This is a genomic window from Marinomonas sp. 63XJN7_9_ISO-PGPR-S23-217, from assembly GCF_056173515.1.
On the sequence record NZ_CM149678.1, the window covers coordinates 2,617,062 to 2,640,866 of the forward strand.

General features: G+C 40.9%; 23 protein-coding genes and 1 pseudogene. 21 read left to right on the forward strand and 3 right to left on the reverse strand.

Translation table 11 applies throughout. The annotated features are described in order from the left end of the window. The first annotated feature begins 3 nt into the window (after positions 1–3). From AC0VYI_RS12200 to AC0VYI_RS12280, 17 genes and pseudogenes are all read left to right on the forward strand, one after another. Positions 4–795, forward strand: coding sequence for a type VI secretion system accessory protein TagJ (locus AC0VYI_RS12200; RefSeq protein WP_475449633.1), 792 nt, complete (start codon positions 4–6; stop codon positions 793–795). A 2-nt stretch (positions 796–797) separates the two neighbouring features. After that, on the forward strand, positions 798–1,283 hold the full coding sequence (gene tssE, locus AC0VYI_RS12205) for a type VI secretion system baseplate subunit TssE (RefSeq protein ID WP_199476454.1): 486 nt from the start codon (positions 798–800) through the stop codon (positions 1,281–1,283). Further along, positions 1,280–3,106: a type VI secretion system baseplate subunit TssF gene (gene tssF / locus AC0VYI_RS12210; protein WP_475449635.1), complete on the forward strand. Its 1,827-nt coding sequence runs from the start codon at positions 1,280–1,282 to the stop codon at positions 3,104–3,106. The genes tssE and tssF overlap by 4 nt, the downstream gene beginning before the upstream one ends. Beyond that, complete coding sequence (gene tssG, locus AC0VYI_RS12215) at positions 3,103–4,089, forward strand: type VI secretion system baseplate subunit TssG (RefSeq protein ID WP_475449637.1); 987 nt, start codon at positions 3,103–3,105, stop codon at positions 4,087–4,089. Before tssF ends, tssG begins: the two co-directional genes overlap by 4 nt. Positions 4,090–4,112: 23 nt before the next feature. Then, positions 4,113–6,716, forward strand: coding sequence for a type VI secretion system ATPase TssH (gene tssH, locus AC0VYI_RS12220; RefSeq protein WP_475449639.1), 2,604 nt, complete (start codon positions 4,113–4,115; stop codon positions 6,714–6,716). 253 nt (positions 6,717–6,969) lie between these two features. Beyond that, entirely contained in the window at positions 6,970–7,449 is a 480-nt protein-coding gene (locus AC0VYI_RS12225; RefSeq protein WP_199476450.1) for an Hcp family type VI secretion system effector, read from the forward strand. 73 nt (positions 7,450–7,522) lie between these two features. Further along, positions 7,523–9,376 (forward strand): type VI secretion system tip protein TssI/VgrG, encoded by a 1,854-nt coding sequence (gene tssI, locus AC0VYI_RS12230; protein WP_475449641.1) that lies wholly within the window; start codon positions 7,523–7,525, stop codon positions 9,374–9,376. 15 nt (positions 9,377–9,391) lie between these two features. Then, positions 9,392–9,751, forward strand: coding sequence for a hypothetical protein (locus tag AC0VYI_RS12235; RefSeq protein ID WP_199476448.1), 360 nt, complete (start codon positions 9,392–9,394; stop codon positions 9,749–9,751). Between the two features lie 32 nt (positions 9,752–9,783). Further along, positions 9,784–10,074 (forward strand): PAAR domain-containing protein, encoded by a 291-nt coding sequence (locus AC0VYI_RS12240; RefSeq protein ID WP_199476447.1) that lies wholly within the window; start codon positions 9,784–9,786, stop codon positions 10,072–10,074. 1 nt (position 10,075) lies between these two features. After that, a complete protein-coding gene (locus AC0VYI_RS12245; protein ID WP_475449643.1) occupies positions 10,076–11,098 on the forward strand; it encodes a hypothetical protein in 1,023 nt (340 codons plus the stop codon). Between the two features lie 2 nt (positions 11,099–11,100). After that, a complete protein-coding gene (locus tag AC0VYI_RS12250) occupies positions 11,101–11,949 on the forward strand; it encodes a hypothetical protein (RefSeq protein WP_475449645.1) in 849 nt (282 codons plus the stop codon). Further along, positions 11,949–12,464, forward strand: coding sequence for a hypothetical protein (locus tag AC0VYI_RS12255; RefSeq protein ID WP_475449647.1), 516 nt, complete (start codon positions 11,949–11,951; stop codon positions 12,462–12,464). The genes AC0VYI_RS12250 and AC0VYI_RS12255 overlap by 1 nt, the downstream gene beginning before the upstream one ends. Continuing rightward, on the forward strand, positions 12,373–16,368 hold the full coding sequence (locus AC0VYI_RS12260; RefSeq protein ID WP_475449649.1) for an RHS repeat-associated core domain-containing protein: 3,996 nt from the start codon (positions 12,373–12,375) through the stop codon (positions 16,366–16,368). Before AC0VYI_RS12255 ends, AC0VYI_RS12260 begins: the two co-directional genes overlap by 92 nt. An 8-nt stretch (positions 16,369–16,376) precedes the next feature. Then, positions 16,377–16,955, forward strand: coding sequence for a hypothetical protein (locus tag AC0VYI_RS12265; protein WP_475449651.1), 579 nt, complete (start codon positions 16,377–16,379; stop codon positions 16,953–16,955). A gap of 132 nt (positions 16,956–17,087) precedes the next feature. Beyond that, a complete protein-coding gene (locus AC0VYI_RS12270) occupies positions 17,088–17,354 on the forward strand; it encodes a hypothetical protein (protein ID WP_475449652.1) in 267 nt (88 codons plus the stop codon). A gap of 333 nt (positions 17,355–17,687) precedes the next feature. Beyond that, positions 17,688–19,001 carry a DKNYY domain-containing protein gene (locus AC0VYI_RS12275; RefSeq protein WP_475449654.1) on the forward strand — a complete coding sequence of 438 codons (1,314 nt, stop codon included), beginning with the start codon at positions 17,688–17,690 and terminating at the stop codon, positions 18,999–19,001. A 208-nt stretch (positions 19,002–19,209) separates the two neighbouring features. Beyond that, positions 19,210–19,461, forward strand: a pseudogene (locus AC0VYI_RS12280) (transposase); the annotation flags it as partial. 188 nt (positions 19,462–19,649) lie between these two features. Here AC0VYI_RS12280 and tnpC read toward each other — a convergent pair. The 3 genes from tnpC to tnpA are packed head-to-tail and all read right to left on the reverse strand — an operon-like array spanning position 19,650 to position 21,912. Next, positions 19,650–21,257: an IS66 family transposase gene (gene tnpC, locus AC0VYI_RS12285; protein ID WP_475449656.1), complete on the reverse strand. Its 1,608-nt coding sequence runs from the start codon at positions 21,255–21,257 to the stop codon at positions 19,650–19,652. 26 nt (positions 21,258–21,283) lie between these two features. Beyond that, positions 21,284–21,628 (reverse strand): IS66 family insertion sequence element accessory protein TnpB, encoded by a 345-nt coding sequence (tnpB, locus tag AC0VYI_RS12290; protein ID WP_067021190.1) that lies wholly within the window; start codon positions 21,626–21,628, stop codon positions 21,284–21,286. Then, positions 21,628–21,912, reverse strand: a complete 285-nt coding sequence (gene tnpA / locus AC0VYI_RS12295; RefSeq protein WP_475443557.1) for an IS66 family insertion sequence element accessory protein TnpA — start codon at positions 21,910–21,912, stop codon at positions 21,628–21,630. Before tnpA ends, tnpB begins: the two co-directional genes overlap by 1 nt. Before the next feature lie 145 nt (positions 21,913–22,057). Between tnpA and AC0VYI_RS12300 the strand changes: the two genes are divergently transcribed. The 4 genes from AC0VYI_RS12300 to AC0VYI_RS12315 all read left to right on the forward strand — a co-directional run bounded on the left by AC0VYI_RS12300 (position 22,058) and on the right by AC0VYI_RS12315 (position 23,728). Next, positions 22,058–22,393 carry a hypothetical protein gene (locus tag AC0VYI_RS12300; RefSeq protein WP_475449658.1) on the forward strand — a complete coding sequence of 112 codons (336 nt, stop codon included), beginning with the start codon at positions 22,058–22,060 and terminating at the stop codon, positions 22,391–22,393. 48 nt (positions 22,394–22,441) lie between these two features. Further along, positions 22,442–22,741: a hypothetical protein gene (locus AC0VYI_RS12305; RefSeq protein WP_475449660.1), complete on the forward strand. Its 300-nt coding sequence runs from the start codon at positions 22,442–22,444 to the stop codon at positions 22,739–22,741. 9 nt (positions 22,742–22,750) lie between these two features. Further along, positions 22,751–23,329 (forward strand): hypothetical protein, encoded by a 579-nt coding sequence (locus tag AC0VYI_RS12310; protein ID WP_475449662.1) that lies wholly within the window; start codon positions 22,751–22,753, stop codon positions 23,327–23,329. Positions 23,330–23,461: 132 nt separating this feature from the next. After that, positions 23,462–23,728 (forward strand): hypothetical protein, encoded by a 267-nt coding sequence (locus AC0VYI_RS12315; protein WP_475449664.1) that lies wholly within the window; start codon positions 23,462–23,464, stop codon positions 23,726–23,728. The last annotated feature ends 77 nt before the right edge of the window (positions 23,729–23,805 follow it).

Consider the following 23,805-nt stretch of genomic DNA (forward strand, 5'->3'; position numbering starts at 1 on the left):
GACATGAAAAAAATATTCGAGTTCATTAAGAATGGTAAGTTATCTGAAGCGATTGATTATTGTACTGAGTTACTAAAAGATGAGCCTTTAAATTTTGATATTAGAAGCGCTTATGTTGAGTTGCTATGTATTGATGGTGAACTAGATCGTGCAGATAAGCAGTTTGACTTTATGGTAAAGAAAAAACCTGAGTTTGCTGTGGGGGCGGTTAATCTAAGGCATCTCATACGTGCTGAGCAATCCAGAATGGATTTCTATGATGGGAAAAGTATTCCAAAATTGTTTCATCAGGCTGACGAATTAGATACGTTATTTCTTGATATGCATCTTGCAAAGTTAGAAGGTGACTCACAATCGTTGGATGCAATGAGCGCAAAACTTGAATCATTACGTCTTGAGTCTCTCAATGACGATGAGCCTCAGAGTTTGATTCGAGATTTGGATGACATGCTCAATCCTTATTTAGAAGTATTGGGAACAAATGGCGAATTTTATTTAGCGCGTTTTAGCGAGATTGAAACCCTTAAGGTTGAACCAGTTGATTCTGTATTGGAAAACATCTGGCTTAGAGTTGAAATGACCATAAAAGATGGACCAACGGGAACTGCTCACTTGCCTTTGGTATACGCCCAATCAACCAGTGATATTGAAAAGCTAGGTCAAATAACAGAATGGAATGACCTTTCTGATAACGTGACTTTAGGGCGAGGTATGAAGATGCTTTTTATCAATGACGAAGCAACGCTAATTTCTGATTTGAGTATTTCTAAGGTCAAAGAGGTTGCTATAGATTAATCATGATAGAAAGTAAGCAGCAGCTTCAAGCCTCTATTCTGGATCGCCTGATTGATGATGATCCAGATGTTCAAGACTCGCCCTCTAGAACCGAGGGGATAAGTGTCTCGGATTTACGAAGAAATATTCGTCGAGATATTGAAGCGTTACTTAATGCTAGAATTCAGTGGCATACTTGGCCGGAACAATACGAAGAGCTATCAACATCGATTCTTTCTTATGGATTACCCGATTTTTCGAGTATGTCCGTTAGCTCCAGTGATGGTCGTGATTTATTATGTGATATCGTCAAAAAGACAATTGAAAAGTTTGAGCCAAGATTTATTGAGGTCGAAGTTTTTACTGATGAGGATCTGCCCCTTAATAGAATATTAAACTTGCGAATAAATGCCTTGCTTTACGCGGATCCGGAGCCTGAATTTATCAGTTTTAACTCAGAAGTTGAGCCTATAAATTTAGGGATGAAAATAATTGAGGCTTCTTTATGAATGATGAACTATTAAAATATTATAATCGAGAGTTGTCTTTTATTCGAAAAATGGGTAGGGAGTTCTCAGAAAAATACCCTAAAGTAGCCGGTAGGTTAAAACTTAATGGCGATACGATTGAGGATCCTCATGTTTCTCGTCTCGTCGAGTCATTTGCTTTTTTGACGGCTAATATTAGGCAAAAACTTGAAGATAGTTTTCCAGAATTAACAGACGCCTTGCTTGGTCAAATGTTTCCGGATTACCAAGCAACGCTACCTTCTATGTCTATTATTAAACTTGAAGCCGAGAACCTTTCGACAACTGGGGTAGTGATACCTATTGGTGCAGAAGTTGAATCGAATGTCGAGGGGATGAAGCAGTGCAAGTTTAAAACGTGTTTTGAAACAAACTTGTGGCCAGTCGAGATCCAAGCTGCAAAGTTTGAAAACGCGCCATTTGTTGCGCCTAAATCAAAATGGGAAAAACCGGTTAAGTCAATTTTCAAGTTGGATGTGGTTTGTGAATATGAAGGTGTTTCATTGTATGAAACAGACTTAAATAATTTAAGATTTTATCTTAATGGTCAATGGCATCATACCTTAAAGATATACGAGTTATTGTTTAAAAATTGTATTGGTATTGCCTTCGACAACGGTCAAGAGGGGGTCCGATACCTATCCAAGGAGCAGCTTCATTCGGTTGGGTTTAAAGATACTGAAACGGTTGTTCCATATTCTCACCATGCTTCCTCAGGTTTTAGAATGCTGGTTGAGAATTTTGTATTTCCTGAAAAATTTCGGTTCTTTGAGTTGAAAGACATTAGAGCCATGTTGCCTAAGAAATCCGGCACTACCAGTATATTTTTCTATATTGATACCGATTCCTCGGAGTTAGAGAAGCAAATTGATAGCGAGAGCTTTTTGCTGGGCTGTACTCCGATTATCAATCTCTTTGAACAAGAAATTGAGCCTATCAGACCACAACTTAGTGAATACGAATACAAGCTGTCTCCTCGATATATGGATGCCGAAATATCAGAAGTCATCAGCATTGAGGAGGTGGTTGTTTTTGATTCAAAGGGTAATAAGCAAGTTGCTGCCCCTTTCTATGGACAAACCCACCCTAAGTATCAAGGCAGCAAAGATTTATTTTGGCACATTCGGAGAGAAACGGCCATGTGGGCTGGCGGATACGTGGAAGCAGGAACTGAAACGTACCTCTCTCTTGTCGATGCTTCTTTTGGTAATGCGCATTTGGATGAAGACATAGATAAGACGGTTATCACGGTTCGAGCGAAATGTAGCAACCGAAATCTGCCTGCCAGCTTACCCTTTGGAGATGATGAGCTTGGTCTAATGATGCCAGAAAAAGGCGATATTATTAAAAAAATACGCTGCTTGGTTCCACCGACTCACGCCGTTAGGCCGGTACTTGGTGACGCCACACGGTGGCAGCTCATTAATCATTTAAATCTTGACTACTTTACAGGACCAGATGCTAGTGAGCGATTAAAAGAAGTATTGAGATTATATGACTTTAAGGTATCACCACAGAGTAAGGCATTAATTAATAATATTTATAAAGTGGTTATAGAGCCATCAACTGCTCGTGTGGTTCAGCGCGGACGGGTGTGTTTCGCAAGTGGCAGTGATATTGAAATCACTTTTGCCAATGATGATTTTTCGGGCAGTGGTGTATTCTTTTTTGCTTCTGTTCTTGAACATTTTTTCGCGCAATTTGCGGCTATTAACAGTTTTACCAGAGTGTGCTTGAAACTGAAGGAGCAAGAACAAGTCTATCATCAGTGGCCAGCTCGAGTGGGTGGGCAGGTGTTATTATGATGAAGCAATTGTCGGCGAATGCATCACAGCTGGATTTTTATAAAGCGATTTATCTGATAGAAAAACAGTTAGATAAAGGACAAATGGCTTATCGAAAAGTGGGTTATGATTGTGACCCCAAAAACGAGCTTGTGCGGTTTTCTTCCACTCAGAAATTTGGTTTTCCTGGAACATCTATTAGTCGAATCGAACCAGTGGGTGATCCCAATGGGTTTGAAAGAGTGAACGTTGATATTTCTTTTATGGGATTAACTGGTTCCTCTGGTGTAATGCCACAATTTTATAGTGAACTGGTTCTATTAAGGATGAAGTACAAAGATACCGCGATGCGTGATTTTTATGACATGTTCAATCACCGTTTAATATCTCTGTATTATCGTTCTTGGAAAAAGTATAAACACTCGCTCAATTTATCCAATAATGTTAGTCATCAAGATGCTCACACTAAGATTCTATCATTATTGAGTGGTGGTAACTCTAACCATAATTTATTTTTTTCCGGATTGTTTTTTAGAAAAATAAAAAATGTCTCTGATCTAAAAAATATTTTAACCTCTTACTTGGGGTGTGAGGTTAGAATTGAACAGTTAGTTGGGAAGTGGCAGCATTTAAAACCCTCTGAACAGACAAGGTTGGCGAGCCAAACTTTATTCGAGGGACAGTATGCTAGGCTTGGTGTGAACGCTTTCATCGGTAGTCGTATGTGGGATATTTCAACACTTATCAATATTCATATTTTTCCACACAATTCACACCAGCTTAAAAATTTATTTCCCAATGGAGAATCGTATAAATTTGCCTGCAAAATCATTAGAGATTATGTCGGAAATAGTGTTCAGTTCCGGATTCTTGTTGAGTCTGATTTTGATAACTCTGATATTGCTAGATTGAATAAGAAAGATGTGGCCCTAGGGGGAAATAGTATTTTAGCTTTTAGTCGATTGAATGCTAAAAAACACTTGCGTCTTTCTCGTAAAGGATAATTCACTTTAATAAGGAAGAATATATGTCTTCTATGACATTGAATAAACTGGTTGAAAAACTTAGCCCGGAATGCAAACAGAGCTTGGAGAAGGCGGTTGCTATTTGTAATAGCCGTAGCCATTTTGTTGTGGAGTTAGAGCATTGGTTGTTTGCTATGCTAGAGCATCAGCTTGACGATGTTAGATTGATCTTAAGTGCATTTGATGTGGATGCTGATGCGGTCAAAAATGATCTAAATCGCTCTTTAGAGTCATTTAAGACAGGGAGCGATTCTTCACCTAGTTTATCACTCCATGTGACTACTTTATTGCGACAATCGTGGTTGAGTACAAGTATTGAATTTACCGATACGCAAATCAGAAGTGCTTATGTTATTTACACGTTAATAAAAGATGATACTTTGTCGAGCATACTTACTCGATGCAGTAAGCATTTTAATAAAATCGATCCAGGTCAATTGTTGCACGCTTGGCCGGAAATTGTTTCTCAATCTCAAGAGTCGAATTTCGTTTCAGACACGGCAGAAAAACCAACGGGATCCATGAGTAAGACGCCCAGTTTGGATCAGTTTACGATTGATTTAACTGCGCAGGCTGAAAATGGAAAGATCGACCCTATTTTAGGTCGAGATTTTGAAATCAGGCAGATGATCGATATTTTAACTCGGCGTAGGCAAAATAACCCGATATTAACCGGTGAGGCAGGTGTAGGAAAAACGGCGGTAGTTGAAGGCCTGGCGCTCAGAATCGCGCAGCAATCTGTTCCTGATGTGTTGAAAAATGTTCGAATCCACAGTCTGGATCTTGCTTTGCTACAGGCAGGAGCGGGCATGAAAGGTGAGTTTGAAAATCGTCTAAAAACCTTAATAACAGAGGTTAAAAACTCAGTTAACCCCATTGTCATTTTTATTGATGAAGCCCATACCATGATAGGGAGTGGTGGTCAGGCAGGGCAAAATGATGCGGCAAACTTGCTTAAACCTGCGTTAGCCAGAGGAGAGCTAAGAACCATTGCGGCAACCACATGGGCTGAGTATAAAAAATACTTTGAAAAAGATGCCGCTCTTTCTCGTCGTTTTCAAGTGGTTAAGGTTGAAGAGCCCGAGCCAGCAAAAGCGATTTCGATGCTCCGAGGTTTGGTTCCTGTGATGGAAAAACATCATGGAGTCTTTATTTCGGAGCAGGCACTTGAGAGTGCGGTCAACTTATCTCATCGGTATATCACTGGCAGACAATTACCCGATAAAGCGGTAGGTTTGCTTGATACGGCCTGTGCGCGAGTCGCAATGAGTCAGGCCTCTGTTCCTAATGTCATTGAGCAGCTTGAAAATAAAATCGCGGATATTGATTCGCAAATTGACATGTTGTTGAGAGAAGAAAAGTCTGGTCTAGATCATAGCACTAAAATTGCAGCATTGAATGAAGAGTCAGCAAATTTGCAAACGTCACTGTTGCCTTTACAAGAGCAGCTAGAAAAAGAGAAGGCGGTTGTTTCCAAATTATCAGATGCCTTTCATAAGATAAGTCATGATGATACCCCTGATGCAGACGTTTTAGAATCACTCAAAAATGGCAAGCTGGAGCTCTCTGCCTTTGCCAGTAATATGGTTCATTGGCAGGTCGATGAAGAAGTGATCGCGCAAGTAATTTCAGACTGGACGGGTATTCCCGTGGGTAAAATGCAGCAGGATGAAATTCTTGGTGTTCTGAACTTGGCAGAAACGATGAAGCAGCGCGTGGTTGGTCAAGATCATGCTCTCGATCTTATCGCTAAGGTTGTGCAAACTTCAAGAGCTCAATTGGCCGATGAAAATAGACCAAATGGCATCTTTATGCTGACTGGGCCAAGTGGTGTTGGTAAGACAGAAACGGCGCTTACTCTTGCCCAAGAAGTGTATGGTAGCGAAGACAATATTACCATTATCAATATGTCGGAGTTTAAAGAAGAGCATAAAGTGTCTTTGTTATTGGGTTCTCCTCCGGGTTATGTCGGGTATGGTGAAGGTGGTATTTTAACAGAGGCTGTTAGAAGAAAACCATACAGCGTCATTCTATTGGATGAGATGGAAAAAGCTCACCCAGGTGTTCATGATATTTTTTATCAAGTCTTCGACAAGGGGATGATAAAAGATGGTGAAGGTCGCGATATAGACTTTAAAAACACAATTATTATTATGACGTCTAATGTGGGGACAGATACTACCATGGGGCTTTTTGAAGATGAGGAAGCTTTGCCTAGTATTAAAGGTCTACAAAATGCTTTGCAAGACGATTTATTAGCTGTTTTTAAACCCGCTTTTCTAGGTAGAATCAATGTTATTCCATATATACCGTTAAGTAATGATATTATTTCAGAAATTGCTAATTTCCAGTTGGTAAAAATTAAAAACAGAATTCAATCAAACTATGATTGTGCCTTTGATTATGATGATGAAATATTGGGTCATATTGTTGATAATTGCCAAAATACTGGTTCAGGTGCCCGTAATATTCATGCAATATTACAAAACAAAGTACTACCTTTGTTGTCTGAAGTATTATTAAGTAGCATGGTTGAAAACAAAAAAATTGATAAAGTCTGCTTGTCACTGGTTGACAATGACTTTTCAGTTTTTGTAAGCGAATAGTTGAATTTTGCAAATAATGTGGATATAAAAAAGACAGGAATATAGGGTTGTTTCTTCCTAAGCTCGACCTTATAATTCCCATGTCTTAATTCATAAGAAGGACATTTTGAGACATTGTCTTAACCAGGGAAGGGGATTAAGAGTACTCCTTTCATTGCAATATAAAAGATAATGATTTCAAGGGAATTTGGGAAACCAAAGTTATGAGTATCCAGTTTTAGGATGCGAAAATTAAATAAAGGAGCGTTATCAAATGCAAGCTAATACTTATCTAAAATACGGTTCAATCAAAGGCGAAGCGACGGCTGAATCTTTCAAGGATATGATTACAGTGCTTTCTATGGATTGGAACGTAAGCCGTGAGATCACTTCCCATACTGGTACATCAATGGATCGTGAGTCAAGTGCAACTCGTCTTGGTGATGTGACAATCACTAAACTTCAAGATAAAGCTTCTCCAGATCTGTTTAAAGAAGCGACTATCGGTAAAGGTCAGCCTGCTGTTTTCCACATCACTAAGCAAGGTGATAAAGTGGAAGAGATCATGAAAATCGAATTGACTGACGCTATGATTTCTAGCTACTCAGTATCTGTTCAAAATGATCGTCCTTATGAAACCATCACTATCAGTTATACTGAAATGATGATGACTGTTACCCCAACAGATGACAAGAATGCTATTTCTGCACCTCTTGTTTATGGTTACAGCGGTAGCAAAGGCCAACAAATGTAATTTGTTGTCTTCTAAAGGGGCTCTGGGTATTAGCTCAGAGCTTTTTTGTTTTTTTTGATGGGTAAGGCAAGGAATGCAAAACGAAACGCAAAAAAATAACGTCATACAGATCAACACCCCTCTAGGTAAAGATGCGTTGTATTTATCTAGAATTGTTGCTCAAGAAGCAATGTCGGATTTATTTGTCATTTCAGCTTCTGTTTATGCTTTAGGTCGTCAAATCGCTCACGAAGACCTATTGGGTAAACCCGTTAGTATATTGGTTAAAAATTCAAAAAATGATGGTGAGCGTTATTTCCACGGAATTGTAAGCGATCTGATTTCAAAAGGGTCTAGAGTCGCCGATACAAATGAGCAGAAGAACTTTATTGACTATCAGGTCATCATTGTTCCTTATGCCTCTTCAATGCGCAATCGTAAGAATAGCCGCATTTACCAGAAGAAGACGATCAAAGAGATTTTTTCAGATTTGTTTGGTCAGCATAATGTCACTTTTAAAGATCAGACAACTAAAACCTACCCTAAGTATGAATATTGTGTTCAGTACCAAGAAACGGACTTTGACTTTATTCAGCGTTTATTACAAGAAGAAGGTATTTTCTACTTTTTCGAACATACTAAAAGTAATCATACTCTTATCTTATCCGATGATGTAACCGCCTATAAAGAGTGTGATGAATCTAAAGTTGCTTATTCAACAGGGCACTTGAGTGATCCTCACGTATCAAGTTGGCAGGGCGGATTAAGCCTCGCCCCAGGATCTTTCAAACGCATTGGTTATGATTTTAAGCAGCCTGCCCGTTATCCAGATGGTGAGCAAAAGAAATCAACATTACCCACGCAATCTTCTGCTGAAGTCTTTGAGTACACAGGGGAAGACGAAAGCAATGCTCGTGCCGCAAATTTAGCATCGATTCAGCTAGAGTCACTGCAGCGTGATATGAAACTGTGTAGCGGTAAAAGTGATTGCCGTAGCTTTAGTGTCGGTAAATTATTTAGTTTTAAAAAGCATGAAGACCCCCGCTTAGAAGGTAAGAGTTTTGTCATTACCTCAATGCTTACTACCGTTTCTGTACCAAACCAGTCTGGCGCATCCACTTCGTCTATTAATGAAGTGTACAGCAATCATTTTGAGTGTGTCCCTAAAGACGTACCATATCGCCCTCAGGCTGTAAAAAGAAAACCAACCATTCAAGGCATTCAAACCGCCATTGTCACAGGGGATAGTGCGGATGAAATCATGGTTGATAAATATGGCCGTGTCAAAGTTCAGTTTGATTGGGATAGAGAAGGGAAAAAAGATTCGCAGAGTTCTTGCTGGATTCGTGTTGCGCAGAACTGGGCCGGAAAAAAATGGGGTGCTTTCTTTTTTCCTCGTGTTGGCCAAGAGGTATTGGTCGATTTCATAAATGGCGACCCAGATCAGCCTATTATTAGCGGTGCTGTTTATAACGCCGATCTTATGCCACCATATGATCTACCTGCACAAAAAACGCAGAGCGGCATTAAAACTCGTTCAACGAAAGAGGGTGGTGCAGATAATTTTAATGAGTTGCGTTTTGAAGATAAAAAAGGCAGCGAGCTTGTCTATTTGCAGGCTGAGAAAGACCAGCAACTTTATGTGAAAAATAATCGTAATGATAAAGTTGATAATGATGTTAAGACCGAGATAGGGAATAACGAAACCCTTAAGGTTAAAATGAATCGTTCTTCCGATATTGGGGAGAATGACACCTTAAAGGTTGGTAAGGTTTTAAATATTGAAGCAGGAAAAGAGATTGTTATTAAAACAGGCTCTGCTCAAATAAAAATGTCTAGTAGTGGTGATATTACCATCGAAGGCAGCAATATAAATATTAAGGGAAGCAATGTAAAAGTTAACGGAAGCGCTATTAGTCTATCGGCTGGAACGATTAAACTTAACTAAATTGAAGTATGTAATATGGAAATTATAGACAGCTCTACTCAATTGGCGATGAAGTCTGATCTCAATGCTGGTTTTATCGTTTATTGTCGATATGGTCTTCCTCATTTGGTTTGTTTGCCGATCAATCGACCTGATGATCCTCTTCTAAGTCCGGCTTTGACTCACTTAAAAGTGAGCAATGGGTATTTCGCTGTGCAATTTTTTTCTACCTTACACCCGAGATTGAATCGTACCAATATTATTTCAACTCTATATCTGCATGTGACGGCTTCTAATGCCTCTGTTTCAGATTTAACGTTGGAAGGGCTAATCGATGAGCTTGCTTATTTCGTTGCTTCAGGAAAGCTCTTGGTTATTCCTCTCTATGAACAATAGATAAAAGTTATCACAGGATAAGGAGCGTCAATATGGGAAAACCTGCAGCAACAATTGGTAGTATGCATGTATGCCCTAAAACAACGGGGACGGTTCCGCATGTTGGTGGTCCGGTCGCTGTAGGATCTCCTAACGTGCTCATCGGCGGCATGCCAGCAGCAAGGAAAGGGGACATGGCAGTCTGTGTCGGACCACCGGATAGCATTAATGCCGGTTCAGGTTCTGTGACCATTAATGGTAAGCCAGCAGCTAGGCTTGGGGATGCGACTTCCCATGGTGGAAAAATAGTAGTAGGAAACCCTACTGTTTTGATAGGTGGCTGATTTGTTATCTATTTTTGTTGATCGCTTTTATCATCAATTACAAGCATTGAATGGGGCAAGAATAAGCCCTTTTTCTTCATATGGCTATTATGCTCAGTGTAAAAAACAACTCACAAAAGAATATTGGTTGTTTAATCGACATAACGGGGCAGATAGCGCGAATGCTTTGGATTTTGCTGAGGTATCTGAGTTGTTGTCGTCTGAATTGGATGAGAGCATTCTGACAGATGCTGTTGCTTTTTTTATAGACGAAATGGGCGATGAACAAAAAGCAGAATACATCAATGCCCTGTATTTTTCTGAAAAACTGCAGGGCTTATTCAAGGGCATTGTTGATATCACGGATTCATATCATCTATTAAGTGACGCTGTGTCAGATAAAGAATTGTTGCTTAGTAAGCTGATGGGCATGACAAATAATGAAGAAGCAATACATGAGCTTTATGACTGCTTTCCTTGGTTAAATACATCAGAGCCGCTCTCTAGTGATGCCGTTTTGCGTATGTTTACAGATCTAGTGGAAGAGGGCTTACTGAATACGAAGGTCATGTCATTGTTCTTGCTTGTGTTAAGTCCAGGTCAACTAAATGTTATTGGCAATGTTGCGAGCAATGTTTTATCAGCGGATGAGGCTCTGTGTTTACTAGGGCGAGGTGGTATGGTGAAACATGCACCTCTCATTAACTCTGTTCTTGCTCACTCTGACGCATCATCCAAACTACTCCAAGCGTTGCGTGATTTATTAGGCAGTTCTCTTGATAGCTTGGTTGAGTTTGATACTCAGTTGGCTGCTTGGCAAGGAGAGCAAAGTGCTATCAAACGTTTTCAGCAGGAGTTTGCATTGAGCTGGCCTAAGTATGAAGATGAATTTGCTAGTCAGAGAATGATAAGTGGCTATCCTTTGTCTTCTACATTTAATGAAGGAAGTAGGTGTGCTGTTAGTGTTTCAAATCTCTTATTGATCGATTTGTTGACGGCATATCAATCCCTGCAGCCTGCTGAGGAAGCGCTTGGAGCGGCATAAATATGACGGCTTTTTCAGTATCAATTGCGGATATTTCGTTGCCTCATGCTTTATCTGTCGATGATGTTCTGACAGGGAATCTTTTAGAGTGCGACGCTTTGCCTGGAGAGGCAACATGGCAGGCCTTTACTTACGACTGTATCATAAAGGCAAAAACTTTATATCCGTTATTGCAAAATGCCAGTTTGCCTACCATTTGGTTGTTGCCTGCTTGGGCGTTTCAGTATCAGCAAAAGGAGATTGTGGTTGAAAGTTTCAACCAACTTTTCTCAACAACGCCTGAACTGGTATTTTGTCTTGGTTCTAGCGGTATGGATGCGGCGATACAAATGATGATTGATCAAAGTATCGATGCGGCAAATATTATTGCAATTGATGGTGTCTACTTACCAAATTCAAGCGCGAAGTATTGTTATTACGGTGTAGGTGGTTTGATTGCTAAATTTGAAAGGGTAAAAGAGGGCTGGTCACAACGCTTTTTTCATTACGAAACCACCGTTGATTTTGTACAGCACGATGCGTTTAAGGCATTATTTCAGGACATGTCAGAAGGCTTAATTGTACCAATTGATATAATTTTTTCACCAGGAAATGGGGTTACTCAGGATGGAGATACTTGGTTGCATAGCTTGCAGCTGCTCTCTCCACATTTAAGTGAGAATATTGATTATGTTTTTCCTGCCTACTTGTTGGGAAAAATTGGAGCAATGAGTGGGGTTATTAACCTTTATTCACTCATAAATAACCCTTGTTACCGTGATTCACAGCATGCATTAATGATTTCTCAAGAGCAATCTGTTCATCAAGCTGTTGGATCATATGTATGGACAAATGAGGAAGCACACAGTTAATGGATCGTTATTCAGTTGTACTAAAGGGAAGTCGCTACCCCATTTGCCTGATCGGTGAAGATGGTCGTGTACCTTCTGGATACCATCAGGTGGCCACGGACACCCCTGATGCAGCTAACAATCAAATAGCAGAAATTGGGCCAACATTGGTTTCCGACCCTTCCGAGCGCCTTAATGTCATTCAGCTCTTGCAAGCCGTGGGTATAGATTGTCCAAGTGACGCGACAGGAGCGGCAACAGCAAGAGCGTTGAAGTCGGCTTTCATGAAGGGCTTGATTGCCTGCTATCATCAAAATGTGCAACACACCTTATCCGCTAGTGGCGATAGTAGTACTCAGAGTAAAAAGAAAAAGGGATCGGAAAAAGTCGTCGGTAAAAAAGCCACGGAAGCCAGTGTCAACAGCACTGGTGCCATTGCGAACAATGATCCTAGTGAAACGCCGATTACCGACCAAGAATGCCGCTCAGACCCTGTTCTCAATGCTGACAGGAGAAGAAATTCTCCCTCTCATTGACTTTACTTTGACTGCTAGCCGCCCCTTAGTATGGCGTCGTTTGTATCGTTCTTCTCACTCAAACCAGCAAACGGCCTTGGGCAATGGCTGGCGACATGATTTTATGGTGCGCTTGACGGAGCACTATCTCCCCCCTCCGAAAGTGGGTCCAAAGCAAAAGGGCACCTATTGGCTCGAATACCATGATGAACACGGTGCTTCCCATCGTTTCGAAAAGGTCAAGCCTGGTCAATCCAGTTATCAGCTAAGTAGCAAGTTAGCCTTGCATTACCAAACCAATGGTAAGCAAGTCTTAGTAACCCCTAATGATGAACACTTGACCTTTAAAGCAGGCGAATCCGCCTGGTTGCTTGAAAAAATCATCAACGAAACAGGCCAAAGCACACGTTTTTATTACGATGCCAAGGAGCGTTTAGCTCGCATTGAAGTCAACAAAGCCCGTGGCTGTTTACTCAATTATAATGCGAGAGGATGGCTGGTCGATGTCAAAGCGTATCATGTCAATGAGAAAGAGCAGTTTGTCACTTCTAAAACACCATTAGCCCACTATGACTATGATGAAACGGGCAATCTCATTGCGGCAGTGAATCAAGCGGGGGAAAAAGAACAGTACGCCTATAACGCCGCCAACCTCATTACCAAACGAACTCGCGCCAGTGGCTTTAGCCATTATTTCGAATGGGATAGCTATGCCCATGATGCAAAATGCATCAAACAATGGGGCGATAATGACACCTACTGCTACCAATTCGAATACGGTCCTGAAAAAGGCACAACCACCAGTATTGACTCACGCGGCAATCGGGAGCACTTTGTTCACAACGAGCAAGGCAAACTCACCGAACACACGGACCCCAATGGCAATATACGTCGTTATGTATATAACCAAAATGGACAAAAAATCCGCGAAATCGATCCTCAGGGCAACACAACTGACCTGACCTATACACCATATGGTCAGCTGGAATCTGTCACCACCCCCGATGGCAATAAAACCACCTTTGCTTACAATCAGCTGGGTCAGCGCATTCTCACTGTCCTACCAGATAAAACCACCATTGCTCGCCAGTACAATGTGTCTGGTTTACTGCTCAGTGAAACCCATCCCGATGGACGTGTTGCGTTATATAGCTACGACCCCCAAGGCCACTTGGCTCAGCACATCAGCTTTGACGGTCAAGTCACCAAATACCGTTGGAACGAACAGGGCGAACTGCTAGCAAAACAAGAAAACGACCGTTTAACCCGCTACAGTTACGACAGCTTAGGGCGTATTAACGCCACCTTATCGGACAGTGGATTACTGGTTCAGTACAAACGTAATGAACGAGGGCAACTGATTGAAACCGTCGCCTTTGATGAAAACGCGCCTGACGACAAACAACACACCTACTTTGAATACGATGAGGCTGGTCGTCTTATCGCCAGTAAAAACAACAAAGGCGAGATCACCCGACAAACCTTTGAAGGTTTGAGCCAACCGAGCACCATCATCCAGCCTGATGGCAGCGCCTTACACCTGACCTACGACCAAGAGCGTAACCTAACGGGCATTCGTCGGGACGACGACGCTCACTACAGAATTGCCTACGATGCCAACGAAAACCCCATCCAGATCACCGGTTTCGATGGCAAACAGCAGCACTACCAATACGACGGCAACAATCGGTTAATCTCGCTCAAAGAAAGCGACAAGCGTGTTGTCCACATCCAGCGAGATGTCATGGGCCGTGTCATCGCACAACAAGCCAGTGTCCAACAAGGTCGTAGCGAATCTCATCAACAGATCGTCAACAATACCAACCGCTATCAATACGACGTGAATGGAAACCTTGTTCGTGCGCATAATCCCGAGGTCACCTTAAAACAGACCTTCGACCGTGGTAATAGACTGCTCAGCAGTCAACAAACACAAGGCGCCCAACAACATACGCTCCATTATCAATACGATGAATTTGGCCGTCGAAAACGTTTAGCATTACCCGATGGTAAAACGCTTCACTATCGTTACAACCAACATAGCCAACTGACGGCCATTGAATTAAGCGAAGGAGATACTTCGCAAACGTTAGCCGTCTTCCAATACGACAAACAAAACCGTCTTATCCAACAAACCTTTGGTAACCACATTGCGTTAGAGCAAACTTTTGATGTGTTCCATCGTTTAACACAGCAAACGCTCACGCATCCAGAGCAACGACTTTACGATCAGTGTGCTTACCAATACGATGGTATCGATCAACTGATCGGCCGACAAAGCCAAACGCAAACATCGCAGCAAGAAGAGGGTGGCTTCGCACAAGCGAAGCAAGAAGCCTTTGAATACAATGCTCTTGGGCAACTGATTAAAGAAAGCGTGGCTTCTTATTCGCAAGGCCGTCAATCACACAGTTCACAGCGCAAACACACCGAATTTGAGTGGGACAGTGTGGGCAACCCCATTGCCCAACGCACCGTGATTGAGAACGATAAAGCAAAAAGTCATCCTAATGAGAAAGAAGAGAGCAAAGGCGACCTAAGCATAGCAGAGAGCGAAGAAAGCGTTGTCGCATTTGCAGAGATTGATCCATCTATCCAAGCGGTCACCGAAGGGGATCGGTTACTCAAATTTGCCGACATCGACTTCGACTATGATGATTGCGGTAACCAAATCAGCGAACTGGGTGTGGGTGTTAAAACGCAGCGTTCGTTTAACGCCTTTAACCAACTCACCAGCTTTGCAAAAGACGGAGTCCTCACCCAATACGACTACGACCCACTGGGCCGTCGTATTGCCAAACATACTGAGCAAGGCAAAATTGACTTTATCTGGGATGGTAACCAACTGCTAGGGGAATACCTAAACGGCCAGTACACCTGGTACATCAACCGCCCCAATGAATTCCATCCGGTTGCCTTGATCAAACAAGATGAGGTGTATTACTACCACCTTGACCAACTTAATACACCGCGCTTTGTCACCAACCAAGTAGCAGAAGTGGTGTGGGAAAACACCGCCAACGCCTATGGTTACGAAGATAGCGAGCAACATGCTGAACGAGAAGGCAAAAGCAAAGACTTCTATCAGCCGATACGTTTCCAAGGACAGTACTTCGATCAAGAAAGCGGCTTCCACTACAACCGTTACCGCTACTACTGCCCAAAACAACAACGCTTTATCCACCAAGACCCAATTGGTATAGTGGGTGGCATCAACCACTACCAATACGCTCCCAATCCAGTGAATTGGGTCGATCCGATGGGGTTATGTAAAGAGAGTAATACTGCCTCTTTAAGCAATAATACAGGGGTTAGCAGTGAGCTTGAAGAGAAGCTACTCGGTACTGCAACCGCAACTGAGGTTGATCCCATTCAGTTTAGACAGCTTCCATCCAGTGTTTTAGATAATAAATTGGGAGCAGGTGGTTATAAAGAAGCATTAGCAATTGATGATAAACAGGTCTTCTTAATCCCAAAACGTGATTCTACTAGCATGAATCCTGCTACCTTTGCAGACATTAAAAAAGAGGCAAGTGACTTAGACAAAGTTAAAGAGCTAGGCTTGCCCGTTGTCCCGATTACTGAATTTGGTGAAGTCGCGACCCCTGAAGGAGAAATTATTCAAGGTGGCATACAAGAAAGGATGTTATTTAATGGACGTGATATAGGAAGAAATATCAAGACTGAGGAAGTGAAAAATATTGTCTCCCAAAACACCTTAGATGAATTAGAAAAGATCTATGATACCTTTGAGGAAAAAGGAATAGCAATTAAAGACCTTCAATTTATGTATGGTAAAGATGGTCTTCCAAAAATTGCAGACCCTCAAAGTGTCAGAGTAAATTTGATTGATAAAGAAGCTGACGAAAGTTTAGATGAAATAGCTGACGAATATAAAAAAATTAGAGATATTATTAACAGTTAGGTGTGAAGATGGATAGTTTCCTGACAGGAATAACTTTAAACGATTTGATAGTTGATAATTTGAAAAAAAATCGAATTATTAATATTACTAAACCATACAATGAATTTGGGATGTTCAGATATCAAAAAAGAAGAGGTGTAAAAAATTTAGACTTGTTCTCTTATTCTGGAAAGGTGATTTTTTTTCATCTTGAAAACGGAAATGTGATTGGTTTTGCTGCTAATGATGTAAAAGAGTCTATTGTTACATGGTTTGATGTATATAATGGGGTCAAGGGGAATGTATATTTAGCTAGAAATGGAGATGAGTTAGGCTATGATCATCCGATATATGCAAACAAAAGTCACTGGCAAGGTATGATTAATGAGAGCATTAAATCGATAAAAGTATTTACTAGAAAAACAGAAGAGGGTGTGAAAAACTTTATTGATAGTAACGAAATAGCAATTTTATTAGAGAATTCTAAAGATAATATGCTAATTTCGTATGGTAGTAATGCCTTTAAATATCCTTCTTCTATGCCAATTGTGAAGTTGGAAGATGTTCCTGATAGATTTTTTGATGGCACTGAAGTGATTGAGCTTTAATTTTTAGACTCTTGAGTTTTAAAGGTATCCCTCAAAACTTCTACAAGTAATTTCTTAAATAGATTAAGCTTGCTGATAAGTCTGAAAACTCATAGGGTATGTGGTTTTAGGTAGGTTTAAGGATAGCAAGTTATGGAAGAGGTCAATTTTTCTGTTTTTGTTCAGTTGCTTCGGGATGTGTACGAAGATCCGTCGCTAATGGAAGAAAAGCAAGAGTCTCTTGTTTCTATGATGGACGGTATGATGGCATCGGTGCCAGAAGGTTTTGAGGGCATGGCGGCGATGATTAAGACGCATATATCCAATGCATTCAAGTTTAAAAGCCCCAATGTTCAAAAATTTGAGCTTGAGTCTGGGTTGATTAAGTTAAACACGTATTGTCGTAAGTTGGGGGGTTGATTTTTACTCAAACTGTTCAGCTTGCATTGTTTTTATATTAGAGTTGTCATCTTTATAAGTGATTTTTTTATTTTAGGCGACAACTACCTTGAAAAATGCCATTTCTCCGTATTAATACAATTTAATGGGTGGCCTGCTTGAGGCTCAAAGCCTTAAAAAGCGATTATCTTATGAGATAGATTTTTTGCATATTCCCTAGTATCAGGAATTGTACAAGGTTATTTGCATATAATTTTAAACAGTAAAAAAGCACTAAAGCCATGGCAATGCTATTCTTTTTATAAGTGTGTTGTTTTATACGAGAATATAATTCCTAAATTAGGGAGTAGTTGAATGGGGATTTTAATGTGGATTGGTATTGTATTATTATTCATCTTTATTATTTGTGTAATAGTTGCCGCTGCTTTTTCATTTTACGTTAGTAGTCCAAGTATGTATAATGCTACCGCTTATAATCGTAGAGTGAGTAATCAATATTACAGGCAGGATGGTAAAGTTGTTTTTGTCAGGAATGGCAATTTCTTTCAAATCGGAGGGAAAGAAATCGAAGGAGCGGATTCAGATACCTTTGAAGTGATAGATCAGTCCTATGCTAAAGACATCAATAATGTCTATTTCAATGGTAAGTCGGTTGTAGGAGCCAGTCCTAGCTCAGTAAAATTTGTTAAATCAGAACTTAACGCAAACAGTGCTAACTCTGGTTACCTCATTAGTAACGATAAAGTGTTCTGTTATGGTGATGTTATTGAAGGGGCTGAACCAACCACTTTCGTTTACCTTCATGGTTTATACTCCATGGATAAAGATTATTTATATTATTATATTGATATAAAAATTCCCCTTAAATCGACCCCTGCAGCAATTTCAAATGCCAACGAGCACTATATTAGACATAAGGAGCAGGTGATTTATCAAGGTCAAGTCATTAGTAACGAAGCCAACAGTTTTAAAATTATCAGTGATGAATATTCAACAGACACATTCCATATTTATTCCTATGGTGAGATTGTTGAAGAGATGGTCCCTGATGGTTTTACTATTATATCCCCATACTACAGAAAAGATAAAAATCAAGCTTACTACTTTAATACACCTATTCTTAAAAGTGATCCAAACACCTTTAAAGTATTAAATGATACTATTTCAAAGGATCAAAGAAACCTCTACTACAGAGGGAATGTCGTTGAAAATAAAAAACCATCTGAAGTAAGTCGTTCTGACGCTGATGAACTAGAAAAGATGTGGAAATGGGATTCACTTCATCTAGATGCTACAACGGTAATACTGGTCCCAAGCGATGATATTGAAAAAATCACTAATGATTTTTATGTTTATAACAACGAAGTTTATGGGAGAAACAAAAAGCTAGAAAATGTTAAGCCTGAAGATGTTATTGTGCTCGATCGAAGTGAGAGTGCATTTGTCCGTATATCTAATCAAGTCTTTTACCACGGCACGGCTATGAATGGAGCAGATCCAGAGAGCTTTACAATCATTTCAGATCGTTTTTCAAAAGATGCCAACCATGTTTACTGGCGTGAGCATAGATTGGTAGATACAGAACCATCAACTTTCAAATATGATGATAATTTATATGCTGATGAAAACGAAGCAGGTGAATATTGTTTAAAAGTAGCGGAATATTAGGGGTAGACGATAAAGTCGAGCTAATGGAGGTAATTGCAAAACTGTCGATATAAGTAAAAATTATTCATAGAAAACGAAAAAAAAAGAAGAGACGTGGTCTAATGTTTCTGGCGATGATAGAGTTCTCACACAACATCACCTTACCCACTTTATGAATGCTACGACGCCCCAATAAATAATGCAACGCGGGCAAATCATTTAAGGCCAATTGATTCCTGTCTTACACCAAGAAATAGGCTTATTGAACCCAAAACTTGAAAAACTGATTCATATCTTGGCATGGTCTCGTATCGAAGAATTGGTTCAACCTTTTCGTATCGGACAGGTCGTCCTCCTCATGAACTCGCTTGGTTAGCTAACGCTTTTGTGGCTAAGGTGGTGCTTGGGATCACGACCACAGTGCATCTATACAGTGCATCTAATAGAGCGCTTAAGCATAGACAAAGCATTGTGGCGAATCTCATCAACAGATCGTCAACAATACCAACCGCTATCAATACGACGTGAATGGCAACCTTGTTCGTGCGCATAACCCTGAGGTCACCTTAAAACAAACCTTTGATCGGGGCAACCGACTGCACAGCAGCCAACAAACACAAGGCGCCCAACGTAAGCGTTCATTCTAGGGAGTCATTGACAGCCACTGACTCAGAGCAATGGCGATTTCAACGGCTTGTCTGCGAACAGGTGCTTCCAGCGCCTTGGAGTTAAGTCGGCCACGTCTTTTGTGACTCGTTGCAAGACATCCGTTAGGTAGACGTTCGGGTCGATGTCGTGCAGCTTGCAGGTGCTGATCAAGCTTTGGATGATGCCGACATGTTCGGCGCCCAGTTCTGTCCAACAGAAGAGCCAATTCTTCTTACCCATTGGGATGGGTCTTATCTCTCGCTCTAGGTGGTTGGTGTCCATGGCAACGTTTGGATTTTCCAAAAAGACCATCAGTTGGCGTTTGCGCTTTAAGGTGTAGTTCAACGCTTTCATCCAGGTATCGTCTGGTAATAGGTCAGCCCGTTGGGTTTGTTCTTCGCAGAAGGCAAAAAATTGATCCACTAAGGGCTTACTGTGTTGCACTCGGTAATCTTGTTTTTTCTCATCTGACCAACCTTTCTGTTTGATATGGCTTTCGTACTGGTACAAGGCGGCAATCAGGTTCAGCGCGTGGGTGACGGCCTCGGTTTCTTCCATTTCGGCTTTCAGTAGCTGACGACGCATGTGCACCCAACACTGAGCATGAGTGACCTCCGGTGAGGTGGCTTCGTAACGACTGTAAGCGGCATAACCATCGGTCAGTAAGGTACCCTGCCAAACATGATCCAGTAAGTCTTGGATGTGTTTCATGCCACGGCTTTGGGAGAAGGTAAACACCACTTCGTCCTGCTCGCCATAGATGGGCCAAAAATACGCTTGCTTCATTTTGCCGGGTTGGTTGCCTACCCCAGGCTGGCGGGTGGCTTTTATCGGTGTCTCATCCATGGCCAGTACCTTGCTGTCCAGCACACTAATCAGTTGCTCTACCACAATGGGTCGTAACAGTTCGATCCCGCGTTTGGTGAGGTTTGTGAGCGTTGCACGACTGAGGGTGATGCCGGAAGCGCTAAGCTGTTGGTGTTGACGATAAAGGGGTAAGTGATACAAGAACTTATTAACCAGTAAGCCAACGATAAAACTCACATCCGCGAGGGAACTGTCAAAAATCAGATCCGGCTGTGGCGCGGTAATGAGCTGTTTACTGGTTTTGTGCTTCACCACCTGACGTTTGGTGATGACGACTTCATAGGCACTGGTTTTTTGTACGATGCGGCTGACGTCTTTGAAGCCGACTTCTTCGTATTCGTGCGCATTGGGGCCTTGTAATTCGTCCGCTAAGATAACCTTTTCACGAACCGGTATAGACTCATCAAAACGCAATCCGGTGATGTTAATTTCATTGCCTTTACGAAACTTGGGCGCTTTGCCACGAACATTGGCAGACTCAGGTTTGTCCTTCTCAACGATAGACTCTTCTTCTACGCGGGTTGGTTCGGCTGACATCGGACCCACGATATCAGCGAGGGCTTGTTGATCTGGTGTGAGTAAGGTACGACGTTCGCTTTTCGGCCCAAATAACTCACGCTTTAGCATGTGCACTTCCGCTTCGTATTGGCGGATTCTTGAAGACATAGCTTCGTTTTCAGCACGCAGTTTTTCGACCTCATTCGTGTGAAGCAAGTCGATGTTTTTGAAGGGTAAAATAGGTCGGTAAGTGGCGTCATTCATGGGGTTGGATTATACCATCCAACTTGTCATGATGCTCGCTTGTAGCGTTTAAATTGACGATATTTTTCGACTTTTATGCCCGCTAAGAGGTGCTGCAATTCAATCACACTTAGGGCGTGTTTAGCGTTTTCTGATGACGCATAATTGAACTGCCCCTGCGACAGTCGTTTACACCAAATGCAATAACCAGAGGTGTCAAAATAGAGGATTTTCATCTGGGTTTTGCGCCGGTTAATGAAGACAAAATACCCGATGAGTGGGTTTTCTTTGAGGTGTTGTTTGATCAGCCCTAATAAGCCACGATAGGATTTACGCATATCTGTGGGTTGGGTATGCAACCAAATTTTAGCATTGGGATCGGGCAGGAACATCAGTCACGACTCAATCGAAGCTCAACACCATCACCTAAACACAAGGTAATGTTCCAACGTCCAGTACCTGAGAGAGTGGGCACCTGACTGAGATCGATAAAGTCTGAGTGACTAGAATCTGGCGAGGCTTTAGTTCCCGAAAAATGCTGACGCCATTTACTAAAACTGGCGTAACTCACCTGATGCTGTTCGCAGTATTGAGGGGCGGATAAGCCAGACTCGGCTTGATCGTCAATGATTTGTTGCCATTCAGAAGAAGAACGACGGGTATAGGGTTTGGTCATGGGTTGGACTCCGTTATCGGTGATGAGATGAAAACGGAGTCCAGTTTAGAGTGCAAAAAGATGGGATGAAATAACGGCGTAGAATGAACGCTTACGCATCAACCACTACCAGTACGCCCCCAATCCAGTGAATTGGGTCGATCCGATGGGGTTATGTAAAGAGAGTAATAGTGCCTCTTTAAGCAATAATACAGGGGTTAGCAGTGAGCTTGAAGAGAAACTACTTGGTACTGCAGCCGCAACTGAGGTTGAGCCCATTCAGTTTAGACAGCTTCCATCCAGTGTTTTAGATAATAAATTGGGAGCAGGTGGTTATAAAGAAGCATTAGCAATAGATGACAAACAGGTCTTCTTAATCCCAAAACGTGATTCTACTAGCATGAATCCTGCGACCTTTGCAGATATTAAGAAAGAGGCAAGTGACTTAGACAAAGTTAAAGAGCTAGGCTTGCCCGTTGTCCCGATTACTGAATTTGGTTAAGTCTCGACCCCTGAAGGAGAAATTATTCAAGGTGGCATACAAGAAAGGATGTTATTTAATGGACGTGATATAGGAAGAAATATCAAGACTGAGGAAGTGAAAAATATTGTCTCCCAAAACACCTTAGATGAATTAGAAAAGATCTATGATGCCTTTGAGGAAAAAGGAATATCAATTAAATATCTTCAATTTATGTATGGTAAAGATGGTCTTCCAAAAATTTCAGATCCACAGAATGTTTCAATAAATTTAAAAAGTTCTGATGGAAATATAAATCCTGATGTTAATGATAGTTTGGATATCATAGCTGATGAATTTCAAAACATTAAAGGTATTATTGATAGTTAGGTGGTAATTATGGAAAGCTTTTTGACTGGAATAACTTTAAATGAGTTGATAGTTGAAAATTTAAAAAATAATCGAATTGTTAATATTACTAAGCCATATAATGAATTTGGGATGTTTAGATATCAAAAGAGACAGGATGTGAGAAATGAGGATTTGTTCTCTTATACAGGGAGAAAAGTTTTCCTCCATCTTGAAAATAAAAATATTATTGGCTTTGTTATCGATGATGTAAAAGAATCTATTGTTACTTGGTTTGATATGTATAATGGTGTTAAAGAAAATATATATTTAGCTAGAGGTAGTGAAGAATTAGGATATGATCATCCAGTGTATTCTGAAAAAAATAAATGGATGGGTATGATCGGTGAGAGTATTAAATCGATAAAAGTATTTACTAGAAAAACGAAAGAAGGTATGGAAAAATTTATTGATTGCAATGAAATAGCAATATTATTAGAAAATTCTCATGATAATATGTTGATCTCATATAAGACGAACTCTTTTAAGTATGTTTCTAGTATGCCAATTGTTAAGTTAGAAGATGCTCCTGATGGTTTTTTTGATGGAACCGAAGTGGTTGAGCTTTGATTTTTAGACTCTTGAGTTTTAAAGGTATCCCTCAAAACTTCTACAAGTAATTTCTTAAATAGATTAAGCTTGCTGATAAGTCTGAAAACTCATAGGGTATGTGGTTTTATGTAGGCTTAAGGATAGCAAGTTATGGAAGAGGTCAATTTCTCAACGTTTGTTCAGTTGCTTCGGGACGTGCACGAAGATCCGTCGCTAATCGAAGAAAAGCAAGAGTCTCTTGTTTCTATGATGGACGGTATGATGGCATCGGTGCCAGAAGGTTTTGAAGGTATGGCGGCGATGATTAAGGCGCATATATCCAATGCATTCAAGTTTAAAAGCCCCAATGTTCAAAAATTTGAGCTTGAGTCTGGGTTGATTAAGTTAAACACGTATTGTCGTAAGTTGGGCGTTTGAGCATTACAGGTAACCTAGTATCGCTAGATTTATCGAATTTTTAGAGAAATGGTCATCTTTTAAGGTGGCCATTTTTT